The following is a 12,132-nucleotide window of genomic DNA, read 5'->3' on the forward strand; positions in this document are numbered from 1 at the left end:
CTTAAGTTCTCAGTCGTTAAAATTTATACATACCTGAATGCTAATTCTATTGATATACATACGCAGATGAAGTTGTGATGAAGATTAGCTCTTATGGCAGAAGAACTTCCTACTGGAGAATACTGTATGCTAGAGTACAAATCAAACCCACATTGAAAGGAAACTCAAATGATTAATCCCAAAAATGATGACAAAAATGATGACAAAAATAATGATGTCACAGTCGCCGGAACTGACTTGTTTGCCGATTCTGAAAGCTTCTTGAATGAACTGACCGATAGTGAATTGGTTCAAGTAAGAGGAGGTATAGACGTGCAGGTGAAGCTGAGCGGCTTAAGCTTATTGCTCTGTGAGCATTAATTGCTCGTCCAAAGCCTGACACTTGGCACGTAAAACTAATTTTGCATAGTTAAATATAGAGTGGGCTAATACCCACTCTATAATTTATTTCTTGTATTCAATTCACCATGTCCGAAAACACACTCGTTTGATAAGAAGAAAAAGGCTTTTTGTGAGTATCAAACTCAACTACAAAAACTTATTTGATTACTTAATTGATGCTGCTATATGCCAAAAAGAGGACTTAGGCTATCTCAAGGTTGGCGTTAATAGCAGGACTTTTCATTGGGTAATCGAGTTGACCCAAAATCAGGGCAAGCTATTTGTTAAGCAGCTACCTCATTTTAGTACACTTACTAACGATGTTAGGATTTCCAAAGAGTGGCATCTTTATAAATTTTTGCAGTCTCGCAAAGATTTAGATTACGTCTCATCATTAACTCCAGAAATTCGGCACTTTGATAACAGCAATTCGGTACTAATATACAAATGTCCCAATAATTATATTGCCTTACAAAGTTATTATGAAAATCAGGTAACTTTCCCAATTGCGCTTGCAGAATTGGTGGGAACGACTTTAGCAAAGCTACATTCACAGACGATGAGTTCTCAGGAGTGCTACACTTTTCTGACTGAACTGGAAGAATGTAAACTTAATTACCAACTTTCTTATCCTGATTATCTTTCTGACTATCTTGTCAGCCGAATTGAACCTGAGAGTTTAAAGAAGACTCAAGCTGTTTCTTGGAGATTTCTTGGTATTTTTCAACAATCTGAAGCTGTGAGGGAAGTAGTTACAGAACTGGTGTTGAATCATCGCCACTGCTGCTTAACACACAATAATATTCAATTTCATAAGATTTTTATACCCCAGCATTGGGAGAATTTTGTATCGGAAATTCAGCATTCCGATCGAAGCCTAATTAAGCTTATTGATTGGGAATCATGCAGTTGGGGCGATCCAGCTTGCGATCTAGGAAAAGCAATTCTTGGCTATTTTCTCTTGTGGATCGACAGTATGATTGTGCATCCTGCTATTGAAATCAAAAAATCTATACAGCTAGCCACAATCCCTCTAGAAGTCGTTCGTCCTTCAATTGTAGCCATGACCAAAGCTTATATCAATACTTACCCAAAAGTTTTAGAAGATTATCCGGAATTTCTCAAACGGGTTATTCAGTTTGCTGGACTTGGTTTAATTTATCAACTCTTAACAGACTTTCAACTTCAGCCAGAGATGGCTTTAAGTCACCAGAACCTCTATTTTTTCATTGCTGCACAATTACTATGCAAACCAGAAAAATTCCTGTCAATTTAAATTTTATAATTTTTGATTCAATACCCTGTTACAACTGGATGTAGGAGTATCTATCATGCAATTCCCACCTACTTTACAGAAGACTTTACATGATATTGCTGACAATATTCAAATAGAATCCTCCGAATTCCGCATTAGTCATTCTCACTATCCTCTTATAGAAACTCCTGCTGCTACTGTAGCACAACTGCAAAAAATGCCTCAGGAAATTCAATATAAGTATTTAAATTCCCAGTTATTAGAATTTATACATAGCATTTACTTTGAAGGTTCGCGGGTCAGAGAAGTCTGCTCAGGAATTAAGACAAACGAGCAAATTCTCCAAGAAATAGATTCCAGAGGAATAGACTGGGAATTTTATGAACAACTGGATAGAAACAATAGTGGGAGAGGTTGGTTTCACCCAGGTTACCGCATCATTAGACAGGAAGCTGATGGTAGCCTTGCCGCAGAATTCGATGGTGTGGTTCTACACATCCAGCGAGAACGCCATCTTCCTTTATCTTTGCAATCAGCTACTGTAAACGATCCAGTAGCAGTATCGTTACCTTCTAGCTTTATTAATGGAAATAGGTATAGAGCAAATGGCGATGGCATAGGTGGTTTACCGCCTCTAAAATTTCACAGTGACGGAATAATTGTTTACTTCAACTTTAGTCCTGAAGCTGCCGTTTCTGCCATGAAGTGCGTAACGACAAAATTGAATGAAGTGAAAGTCCCCTTCGGCTTCGAGGTGTTACACAATCCTTTAAACTACAGCTTGTATAACTCAGGATTTCTGAAATTTCCTTATAATCCAGACGAGTCTTACCGATACAAAGAAATTCTTTTACCAGTCTTACAGGCGATTTACGCAGAAAATAAATCTCACTTTCGGGAGCAGGTTCCCCTATTTACTAAGGTACTCGCACCTGGTATTGGGTTAGCCGAACATCCGGCTTCTGAACTGAAGTTTGGACTTCAACAAGAGTTTGGAGAAAACCGCTGCGAAATTGTTGCCAATGCTTTGTTAGCAGCTCATCAGAACGGTGATGAATCTTCAGAAGCTCGGATGAAATATATCATCCAACACTTTGAGCGGTTGGGGCTTGACATAGAGCGTCCCTATCTCAATCCTAACTCGGAAGATATCTACACATTATTGGACTGAACCAACGGTGTGATATCAATTCCGGTTGCACTCCTCCGGAATTGTTGAGTGTTGACGGTTGACTGTTGACTGTAGAACGAGGGGTCGAAAAACTGAATGGTTGAGTGTTAACTGTTGACTCGATTTTATGATTCCGATGCAACCGGAAACGAGATGAGTTGGTTCGTGACAGGTTAAAAATTACAATAGCAAATATTTCAGCATGATTCTGTCTTTTTTTGCTCATTTTCCTGTTAAAAAACAACGCTGTTTATTTTTTTAAACGAAATACGTATTTTTATCATTGACAAATACGGCAATTTACCCATCTACACTTAAGACTCTATCCCTAGAGCCCCGACTTCTCTAAAAAGTCGGGGCTCTAAAAATCATCTTCCGACTGCAACAGCACATCCTGACTGACGATTTTTTCTTCAAACAAACCACGACGACTTTCTACCCGCTGTTGCAAAGTTTGCAGTAACTTGCTAATTTGTTGCTTTCGCTGCATAAGACTTTTGCGTTTTTCTGCCAGCGCTGCGAGTGTTTGTTGGCGCAGCAGTGGCGTAACTTGCTCTCGGCGCACACTTTCCTCCAGACTTTTACGCTTTTGTGCAAGTGCGGTGAGAGTTTGTTGGCGCAGCACAGGCGTAACTTGCTCTCGGCGCACACTTTCTTCCAGACGAAAGCGTTTTTGCTCTAGTGCTTTGAGCGTTTCTTCTCGCAGCATTGGTGCGAGTGACTCGCGACGAAAACTTTCTTCTAAGTCTTTCTGCTGTTGAAGTTTATTGTTTTAGTTGTTTAAGTAGATGAGTATGAAAAGACATAAGTAGTCAAAAGCGAGGCGAAGCGAAACGAAGCGAAGCAATCTCAGGGGTTACGCTCGCTTTACATTTAGACTTATACTTTATGCTTTTTGTCAACCTCTTTTACTGGACTGGCGCTCTAGCAGGCTGACGATTTCAAGAGAATGGAAAACAGAAGGAAAAGCAGAAATTCTCGCCCTCTGCTATGGATGTTCCTTATTGGTTGTGCGATAATTGTAGAGGGAGGTTTGAGGTCAGATACTGCTTTTCTTTCCCCTCGCTCTCCCTCATCGTTGGCCTCCCATCTGGGAGGCTACGTTACAGAAGTGATTTGACAACAGGAACCAGTCCTGTGAGAACAGGCTCCAAGTCATCACCCAACTGATCCACAGCGGGAGCTAGCACGCCTAGGAGGGGTAGGATCGGTGTTAGCCCAAGTAATAGATTGGACACTGCACCACCACCAATACCACCAACTACAGCTTGCAAATCGTCATCTGAAAGTTCACCTTCCCACATATCAGCCACTTGCTCTTGGTTGGAAATTTTTGTCAGTTCCATGATTTTCTTCTCCGTATATGTATGTTGAGTTTGGTGCTTCGTAGCCTCGCTTCGCTTGCTTTCGCTTTGCTTGCTTGGTTACGTCGCGATAAATGCCTTAATGAGCGGCAAATCTCTTAAATATATTAATAACGCCTTTGGTTTATACTAATCAATCTTTCGCAGGTAGTAAAATCTAATCTGAAATTGTCAGACTTTGGTAGTATTGCCTTTTCTTGCGGTCTTGCTGTATTTACGAGGGCGTTTGGTACTCCCGTGTGTATCCTATTCGGGCGGTGCAAGGCGGTTCTTGCTTTCTTGGCATGGCTCACACAAGAGGCGATCGCAGGTAGGTGGCGCGTGCGAGGGGTGCGTAAAATCACAGGCGGGAGATACCGACCATCGGCAAAAAGGCGATCGCGAGTGGTGCGATCGCCTATGATTGGTTACATAAAGTAAAGCAATTAGGGAAAAAGTTTTAGGAGAAAAATTCTATCGAAGGTTAAATCATTAAATCAGGAGGCGATAGGCGTCTAGTAGAAAAAACAATTGAAGACCCTTCCATGCGACACGGACGCAAAAGCCGTTCCAAAAGGTTTGACGGATCTAAATGCCATATCCTCAAAGACTTAGATTAAAGTATCGAGGTTTTGAAGAGCCGTATCAGCCAAAGAATAAGTCAGCTAGCAGCACATCCCGCACTTGGAAGTAAGCTGCTAGCTGGCCTAAAAGTTAGTGGTAAGGGCATTTTGGCAAGCAATTTTCCTCGCCCGAATAGATGGCGCTTCTGCCGGAGTTCCAGGTATTGGTAGAAACCCAGGAAGTACACGACGGGCGTAGAACAGTTTGTCCGGGCTGATTGCTTCAAAGGAAAGACTTTTTGGGAGGTAAGGTGGTTACAACCAGAGTCATTCGACGACGAAAGTCCCTATGGAGAGTCTCCTCCGTCCCCCTCTTTCTTTAGCCTACAGTATTATTAATCACACCCTTGCGTCCACTACATCAACACCCACCTTGAGTCTCGCGTTGATTAAGCCGCCTGCCACTGCCAATAACTCCTCATCACTTAACTCCACACAAGACAAGGTGCTTTCTTTGGTGCTAGTGATGGTGCTTTGTTGTTGGCGAAGATTAGCTGCGGGCTGGCTTTTTTGTTGTTTTTTGAAAAACATTTTTTTTCTCTATGAATTTGTGTGTGATAATCTAAGTATAAGAGTTTTTTTTTGTGTGTCAAGCTTGAGTAAGACTTTTTATCGAGATTTTTAAAAGCGGTATAAGCCAAAGAATAAGTCAGCTAGCAGCAAATCCCGCACTTGGAAGTAAGCTGCTAGCTGGCCTAAAAGTTAGTGGTAAGGGCATTTTGGCAAGCAATTTTCCCTCTTATTTAAGCGAAATACGTATTTTTATCATTGACAAATACGGCAATTTACCGTTATCTACACTTAAGACTCTATCCCTAGAAGCCCGACTTCTCTAAAAAGTCGGGCTTCTAAAAATCATCATTCAGTGCGAAGCAAACGCACATAACTCCCCCCTTGGGCCCACAACTGCTCGTGAGTACCCCGCTGTACAACCAAACCCTGCTCCAGTACAATAATTTCATCGCAATCCCTAATCGTACTGAGTCGGTGGGCAATCACAACACAAGAACAACCGCGCCGTCGCAAATTCCGGTCTATCATCAACTCAGTTTGAGCATCCAGGGAACTGGTTGCCTCATCCAACACCAACACCGCCGGATTTCTCACCATTGCGCGGGCAATTTCCAAACGCTGGCGCTGTCCCCCACTCAAATTCATTCCCCCTTCAATCAGCTTCGCCTCGTATCCTCCCGGCAATGATAGGATTGTTTCGTGAATCGCTGCATCCTGACAAGCCTTCACCAAATCCGCTGGCGGTACAGTCGAATCCCACAAAGTGAGATTTTCCCGCACAGTTCCACCAAACAGAAAGATATCCTGTTCCACCATTGCCAAAGCAGAAGTTAAAACAGAACGCGAAATCTGTTTTCTGGGTGTACCATCAAACAAAATCTCTCCCGACCAAGGTTGGTAAAGACCGCAAATTAGCTTAGCAATTGTAGACTTACCAGAACCGCTAGTCCCCACAACCGCCACTCGTTGACCGGGCTTCAAACTCAAGCTAAAATTTTCAATCAAGGGCTTTTCCACCCGACTGTAACCAAAAGTGATATTCTGCAACTCCACATAACCCTGCAAGCCAAAGGTGATTGGTGATTGGTGAAGAGAAAAAGTTTTTCCCCCTTTTTCCTTTTCCCCTTCTCCTCCCCTTTCCACTTCTGCATCAACCGGATTTTGCAATACATCATCCAGTCGGTTCAAATCGGCTTCCAAATCTTGCAACAAACTGCCAAAATTAATTAAACTGTCGATCGGCGCAAAAAAACCAGCCATTAAACTCTGGTAAGCCACCAGCATCCCCACACTCAGCGTCCCGTCCATCACTTTCTTGCCGCCGACTATTAATATAGAAGCTGTCATCAGCGCCGACAGCAGCGTGGGTAAGATTGTCAAAACTTGAGATTGTAAACCTAAATCTTGCTGTGCGTTCAGCGCTTTGGCATAGTAGCCGGCGAACTTGGCAAACGAATCGGACTCCAGACCAGAAGCTTTGAGTGTTTCGATCGTTTGAATGCCTGCGATCGCCACCCCGTTGAGCTTACCATACTCCTGCGCCAGCTTGAGATTCGCATCCACCCGCGTCCGCAACATCAACTGTAGGGCGAAGAAATTAATCGAGGCAAAAACCAGGGCTATTCCGGTCAGCAGGCGATCGTACTGTAGCATAATTAAAAAGTAAAACACCATCATCACCGTGTCGATGATAGTTTTACCCAAAGTACCCGAAAGTATCCCCGCAACCTTGTCATTCAGCGACACGCGACTGCTAATTTCACCCGCAAACCGCTGTGCGTAAAACCCAACTGGCAAACGCAAAATGTGCCAGACAAACTGCCCCGACATCGTTACCGACAGCTTCAACATCAAATTCCGCAAATAGGTAAGTCGCAGCGAAGCGAGAATACCCCTGAGTACCGCCGTGAGAACCATTCCCAGCACCAAAGGCTGTATCCAATCTTGGCGTTCGGAAACCAAAATTTCATCCACGAACACTTGGGAAAAAGCAGACACCGCCAAGCGAGGAACGGTGAGCAAAAACCCCGCGAATAGGGAGAATAAGATAGTACCCCAAGAGTACCGCAAGCGCGACACTAAAGCGGCGAGAGTGTTCCTTTTTGTACCGCCCTTTTGAAAAGAAGGGCCAGGTTCCATTACCAGGATAACCCCTGTGTAAGCGCGATCGAACTCTTCGAGGGAAACCGTTCGCCGTCCCGTAGCCGGGTCATTGAGATAAACGCACTTTTTTCCGAACCCCTCTACTACCACAAAGTGGTTAAAATTCCAAAATACAATGTAGGGTGAGGGAATAGTTTTCAGTTTTTCCAACTGCGCTTTCAACCCTTTGGCATTTAAACCATAATTCCGCGCTGCTTTGACGAGATAAAAAGCACTAGAACCATCTCGCGACACGCCGCACTCGCGCCGCAGTTCCGCTAGCGGGACAATGCGCGAGTAATATCCTAGAATAATGCCCAAAGCAGCAGCACCGCATTCTACAGCCTCCATTTGCAAAAGCGTGGGAGTGCGAACGCGACGGGGTAGAAGTCGCCGGAGATTACTCGAAATCATCGCTGTCTTTTGTTAAATTTCAATAAACACCAGTCCAAGAGCGAAACAGAGGAATAATATAAGAAATCGGAGCCACTTCTCCTACTTTGACCCGAACTAATGTAGTAGTACCTGATGAAAGTTTTAACTCAGGCCCCTTGGAAGAAGACCAATTATAACCACTTTTTGTAGTTGCATCTTCTTGCAATTGAACAAAAATTTGCACTCGGGCACCATTCTCACCAGCCAGACTTTTCGCTAACTCTTCATTGCCAACAATTGCAGCAATTTCCTGAGTTGTCACCGAAAAAGGAGAAACCTTCGTTACTACCCCAACAATACCACCGTAGCGCTCGCGCTTGACAACGCTGGGGGTAACTTGTACATTCATACCTTGTTTAATTTGTTTACCATCTTTATCCGCAAAATAAACAATACTTTCCAGTTTGACATGAGAATCTTCAGCTTCAATTATTCCCAAACGAGTGCCAGCGCCAACAATTTGACCCGGAATAACGCTGGTGTCTAAAACATACCCATCATGTTTGCTGATAACTTGACTTGACTGAGTCAATTGCACTTCTAATTGAGAAATCTTGTCTTTTATTACTTGGGTTTGATTGGTTTTGTCAATGGACTTTTCTACGTCTTGTTGAACCAGTTGACCTTTTTGGGATTCGATTTCCTTGATTTTGGTTTGGAATTCGTCAATTCTATTTTGAGCTTGTAGGTATTCGCGCTCGGCATTAGTTTTTTGGACTTGGATTTCTTGTAAGTTGGTTTTGAATTCGTCAATTTTATTTAAGTTTTGCTGGTATTCCCGTTCTGTATTGATAACTTGAACATCAATTTCTTTAAGAGCATTCTTGATGTCATCAACTTTATTGAGATTTTGGAGATATTCCCGTTCGGTATTGGTTTTCTGAACATCAAGTTCCTTAAGTTGCGTGTCGATATCCGACACTTGCGTCTGCGAGTTCAACAATTCCTGTTCCGACTGCAACAGCACATCCTGACTGACGATTTTTTCTTCAAACAAACCACGACGACTTTCTACCCGCTGTTGCAAAGTTTGCAGTAACTTGCTAATTTGTTGCTTTCGCTGCATAAGACTTTTGCGTTTTTCTGCCAGCGCTGCGAGTGTTTGTTGGCGCAGCAGTGGCGTAACTTGCTCTCGGCGCACACTTTCCTCCAGACTTTTACGCTTTTGTGCAAGTGCGGTGAGAGTTTGTTGGCGCAGCACAGGCGTAACTTGCTCTCGGCGCACACTTTCTTCCAGACGAAAGCGTTTTTGCTCTAGTGCTGTGAGCGTTTCTTCTCGCAGCATTGGTGCGAGGGACTCGCGACGAAAACTTTCTTCTAAGTCTTTCTGCTGTTGCTCGAGCGTTCTTAATTGTAGCGCTATCTGCTGCTTTTGCAGAGTTAAGGTACTTTGATTCTGCTGTTGCAGTTGGGCTAACTTGGCTTTCTGTAAGTCTAGTTCTTTTTGAAGTTGAGACTGATCGATCGTAGCGAGTACCTGCCCTTGCTTAACTCTATCTCCCGCCTTAACATTTATGTTTAATATTTGACCTTCCTTAGGCGCTTGAAATTGTACCACATGACGGGGACGAATCAATACGCCAGCACCGGTAACGTTGAGAGGAATGCGCCCAACTACACTCCAAACGCCAGCCCCAACAATTAAACAGCCCATCGAAACCAAAGGCAACCAAGTTTGGGGGCTGACTACCCGCATTAGTTTGTCGAGTTGTTCGGGTGAGGAAAGGCGCTCAAGCGCTTCTTCACGGAAGAGTTTTTTGCCTTGAGACATACATTTTTTTGTGTTTGCTTGGCTAGTGATCTTTTCTATAGTAAGCTTTAAAGTTCCATGATACTTTACCTATTGGTTGCACCCCAAAAGCCCTAATTTGGCGTTGCTGAATACAGGTAGGAATTCCAGATTTCCCAATTGCTATGGGCCCTCGAAGGGTGAGTTTTGTAACATCAAGCGAAAAGTTGATTCATACCGTGAATCAGCAACGCCCATTTTCAGACTACGGAGCTTTGAGCTCATCGGAATATTTTTGGGGGGCTGTTTCAACATCAATAAACTGACAACCGCAATCTACACAAATGTGATGAGTGTTTACCTCGGATCTTACCTTTCTTAGGGATGTGTTGGGAACAGCATTCAGGACATTGCATCAGATTTGACTTCAATTCATAGCACCATTATGCAACGCCGAAAATATTTCCTTCTTGCTTGTTCCCTCTTGCTTGTTCCCTCTTGCTTGTTCCACATCCGATATCAATCGCCGACTTCCCCGACAACCTCCGCAGCAGCCTGAGTTTCGAGCCAGAGTTTGAGCAGCAAGAGCTCTGCCCGATCGCCCAAAACAGTCGCAAACACGCCGTCAGCCCCCTCAGACGCGTCAGAAATCCACGTACCGCGCAGAGTCACTTCTACAAAGTCAGCATCAGCAACACAAAGCTCGATCGCATCATTGTCGTTTCGGCGGGCCTCAGATTCTAACAGAGACAGCGCGGGCAAATTCGCGGGCAGCAAAAATGCCGCAGTGCTCGGTTCGACGCTGATGCTTTGACCAACTCGCATAGCCAGCACAACTCGCAGCGCCACTAACTGTTCGGGAGATTGAGCCAAACGCTCCAGGTTAAAGCCCGTTTCAGTGTAAGTCAACTTCAGCATATTGACAGCCCTAAATTTGGAATTGAAAATTTGTTATTTGTTACTTGTTATTTGTTACTTGTTATTTGTTACTTGTTATTTGTTATTAGAAAAACCACTAACAAGTAACCACTAACAAGTAACTATGTCCGACGCCCCATGCCCCATGCCCTATTCCCCAATTTGGTATTCGTGCCAAAACAGTTCGGCAAAAGCAACAGTGGGGTGTATGGGGGCCTTCGGCTTAGTTCGCAGAGACATTCCGGCTTCTACGGGAGTTCGATCGCCCTTACGAGAGTTGCACCGTTCGCAAGCAGTCACCACGTTGTCCCAAGTATGCGGGCCGCCCTTCGATCGAGGCATCACGTGATCCAGCGTCAAATGCCGGTTGCTACCGCAGTATTGGCAAGAATGAGCGTCGCGGCGCAGAACTTCCCGCCGATTGACCGGGGGCACTTTCCACAGGCGTTCCCTGTTGCCAAAAGTCAAGCGGATTTGTTCGGGTACGTGGATGCTGCTGCTGGGCGATCGTACCAGCCAGCCCTTGCCAATGCTAAAATCCAGAGGTTCAGCCTTGCCTGTTACCAAAAGTACGATCGCCCGTTTGATGTTGACACGGCTCATTGGTAGGTAATTCTGAGAAAATACCACCACAGATTGCCTCAATACATCAGTTACTACGGTCACGGCTTGCTCCTCCTCATCAATTTGGGATTTTAGATTTGGGATTTTAGATTTGGGATTTTGAATTTTGGGTGCTTCATCAGCATTGGCTACATCTGGTTTTTTGCCAGTTCCCCAAGGCGATCGAATTTTTCAAATATCCAATCAAATGCCCCCGCTTCTCTTACTTAGAAGCGGGGGCTAGAAAAACTGCTAAAGGCAAATTTTCATCCTGTGTTGGTACAGTCGTTTAGCTGTACCTCCCGCTTCGCGTATCTCGATGTGGCTGTGCCACTTGCAGACCGTCCCGGTCTACCTCGTTGTAATTAATTTCTGCAATTTGTCCTAATCCACTATAACCGGGTTTAATTGAGCCCCGGCCCGCCCGCGAGGTCGCTGCGACAGTCGCAAAACCCGTCCTAAAGACGTGCCGTAACGACTCGGAGCGACCCTTGGGGCGATCGCACTTCAGTTGATAGGTGGAGTAAGTGGGGAGAAATTTCAAAGTCGGCAGAAAGTGGTAAGAGACCTTTAAATCTAGCTTTAAACATACTACACTGATATTACACATATGTCCACCCGTCACGGAGAAAAATTATGCATACCCTACCTAGAACCTCAACCACCGAAATGGAAGTCACCAGCATTCGACTGGAAAGAGAGCTCAAAGAGAGACTCAAAGAACTCGCGGGCAATCAAGGCTATCAAGCTTTGATTCGAGATTTGCTCTGGAATTACGTGCAGCAAAAGTCTGGAGAGTATCGCCAGATGTTTTCTCGATCGGATATTCGAGCCAGCATTAATGCCACAGCACAGCAGGAGGAACGCTGCGCGCTTACAGGAGAGTTGATCCGACCGGGCGGGCCGATGTTATTAGGCTTGACGATGCACGGCGAAATGGTGCCGCTGAGTATAGGGAGTATGGCTGGATAAACCAGTTTATCGAGAATTTGCGAGCGATCGGCCTGGGGCCTTCACCC

At 44.5% G+C, this 12,132-nt stretch carries 12 protein-coding genes; 5 read left to right on the forward strand and 7 right to left on the reverse strand.

Features of this window, described 5'->3' with window-relative positions; all coding sequences use genetic code 11:
- The first annotated feature begins 168 nt into the window (after positions 1 to 168).
- The 3 genes from QUA78_RS14575 (at position 169) to QUA78_RS14585 (ending at position 2,807) form a co-directional block, all read left to right on the forward strand.
- A complete protein-coding gene (locus tag QUA78_RS14575; protein WP_333299995.1) occupies positions 169 to 360 on the forward strand; it encodes a hypothetical protein in 192 nt (63 codons plus the stop codon).
- 151 nt (positions 361 to 511) lie between these two features.
- Complete coding sequence (locus tag QUA78_RS14580; protein WP_333299996.1) at positions 512 to 1,657, forward strand: hypothetical protein; 1,146 nt, start codon at positions 512 to 514, stop codon at positions 1,655 to 1,657.
- Between the two features lie 55 nt (positions 1,658 to 1,712).
- Entirely contained in the window at positions 1,713 to 2,807 is a 1,095-nt protein-coding gene (locus QUA78_RS14585; protein ID WP_333299997.1) for a T3SS effector HopA1 family protein, read from the forward strand.
- 361 nt (positions 2,808 to 3,168) lie between these two features.
- On the opposite strand, the gene QUA78_RS14590 is transcribed toward QUA78_RS14585, so the two are convergent.
- Together QUA78_RS14590 and QUA78_RS14595 are read right to left on the reverse strand one after the other, a co-directional pair.
- A complete protein-coding gene (locus QUA78_RS14590) occupies positions 3,169 to 3,516 on the reverse strand; it encodes a hypothetical protein (RefSeq protein WP_333299998.1) in 348 nt (115 codons plus the stop codon).
- A 394-nt stretch (positions 3,517 to 3,910) separates the two neighbouring features.
- The gene (locus tag QUA78_RS14595; RefSeq protein ID WP_333299999.1) at positions 3,911 to 4,153 is read right to left on the reverse strand and encodes a hypothetical protein; all 243 of its coding nucleotides are present in this window, start codon (positions 4,151 to 4,153) and stop codon (positions 3,911 to 3,913) included.
- Positions 4,154 to 4,450: 297 nt separating this feature from the next.
- On the opposite strand from QUA78_RS14595, the gene QUA78_RS14600 reads away from it, so the two are divergent.
- The gene (locus tag QUA78_RS14600; protein ID WP_333300000.1) at positions 4,451 to 4,591 is read left to right on the forward strand and encodes a hypothetical protein; all 141 of its coding nucleotides are present in this window, start codon (positions 4,451 to 4,453) and stop codon (positions 4,589 to 4,591) included.
- 521 nt (positions 4,592 to 5,112) lie between these two features.
- Here the strand turns inward: QUA78_RS14600 and QUA78_RS14605 are convergent.
- The 5 genes from QUA78_RS14605 to QUA78_RS14625 form a co-directional block, all read right to left on the reverse strand.
- Complete coding sequence (locus QUA78_RS14605; protein ID WP_333300001.1) at positions 5,113 to 5,304, reverse strand: hypothetical protein; 192 nt, start codon at positions 5,302 to 5,304, stop codon at positions 5,113 to 5,115.
- 327 nt (positions 5,305 to 5,631) lie between these two features.
- A complete protein-coding gene (locus tag QUA78_RS14610) occupies positions 5,632 to 7,842 on the reverse strand; it encodes an NHLP family bacteriocin export ABC transporter peptidase/permease/ATPase subunit (RefSeq protein ID WP_333300002.1) in 2,211 nt (736 codons plus the stop codon).
- A gap of 19 nt (positions 7,843 to 7,861) precedes the next feature.
- A complete protein-coding gene (locus QUA78_RS14615) occupies positions 7,862 to 9,634 on the reverse strand; it encodes an NHLP bacteriocin system secretion protein (protein WP_333300003.1) in 1,773 nt (590 codons plus the stop codon).
- Positions 9,635 to 10,111: 477 nt separating this feature from the next.
- Positions 10,112 to 10,510, reverse strand: coding sequence for an alr0857 family protein (locus QUA78_RS14620; RefSeq protein WP_333300004.1), 399 nt, complete (start codon positions 10,508 to 10,510; stop codon positions 10,112 to 10,114).
- Positions 10,511 to 10,660: 150 nt separating this feature from the next.
- Entirely contained in the window at positions 10,661 to 11,176 is a 516-nt protein-coding gene (locus tag QUA78_RS14625; RefSeq protein WP_333300005.1) for an HNH endonuclease, read from the reverse strand.
- Between the two features lie 573 nt (positions 11,177 to 11,749).
- On the opposite strand from QUA78_RS14625, the gene QUA78_RS14630 reads away from it, so the two are divergent.
- The gene (locus QUA78_RS14630; RefSeq protein WP_039886507.1) at positions 11,750 to 12,085 is read left to right on the forward strand and encodes a ribbon-helix-helix domain-containing protein; all 336 of its coding nucleotides are present in this window, start codon (positions 11,750 to 11,752) and stop codon (positions 12,083 to 12,085) included.
- Positions 12,086 to 12,132 lie beyond the last annotated feature (47 nt).

The organism is Microcoleus sp. K4-B3 (assembly GCF_036704615.1).
GTDB lineage: Bacteria > Cyanobacteriota > Cyanobacteriia > Cyanobacteriales > Microcoleaceae > Microcoleus.

What these genes read in the sequence shown, in the direction of transcription:
- QUA78_RS14615 (WP_333300003.1), bottom strand. Translation starts at nt 9,634, where the DNA reads ATGTCTCAAGGCAAAAAACTCTTCCGTGAAGAAGCGCTTGAGCGCCTT.
- QUA78_RS14575 (WP_333299995.1), top strand. Translation starts at nt 169, where the DNA reads ATGATTAATCCCAAAAATGATGACAAAAATGATGACAAAAATAATGAT.
- QUA78_RS14595 (WP_333299999.1), bottom strand. Translation starts at nt 4,153, where the DNA reads ATGGAACTGACAAAAATTTCCAACCAAGAGCAAGTGGCTGATATGTGG.
- QUA78_RS14590 (WP_333299998.1), bottom strand. Translation starts at nt 3,516, where the DNA reads ATGCTGCGAGAAGAAACGCTCAAAGCACTAGAGCAAAAACGCTTTCGT.
- QUA78_RS14610 (WP_333300002.1), bottom strand. Translation starts at nt 7,842, where the DNA reads ATGATTTCGAGTAATCTCCGGCGACTTCTACCCCGTCGCGTTCGCACT.
- QUA78_RS14620 (WP_333300004.1), bottom strand. Translation starts at nt 10,510, where the DNA reads ATGCTGAAGTTGACTTACACTGAAACGGGCTTTAACCTGGAGCGTTTG.
- QUA78_RS14630 (WP_039886507.1), top strand. Translation starts at nt 11,750, where the DNA reads ATGCATACCCTACCTAGAACCTCAACCACCGAAATGGAAGTCACCAGC.
- QUA78_RS14605 (WP_333300001.1), bottom strand. Translation starts at nt 5,304, where the DNA reads ATGTTTTTCAAAAAACAACAAAAAAGCCAGCCCGCAGCTAATCTTCGC.
- QUA78_RS14585 (WP_333299997.1), top strand. Translation starts at nt 1,713, where the DNA reads ATGCAATTCCCACCTACTTTACAGAAGACTTTACATGATATTGCTGAC.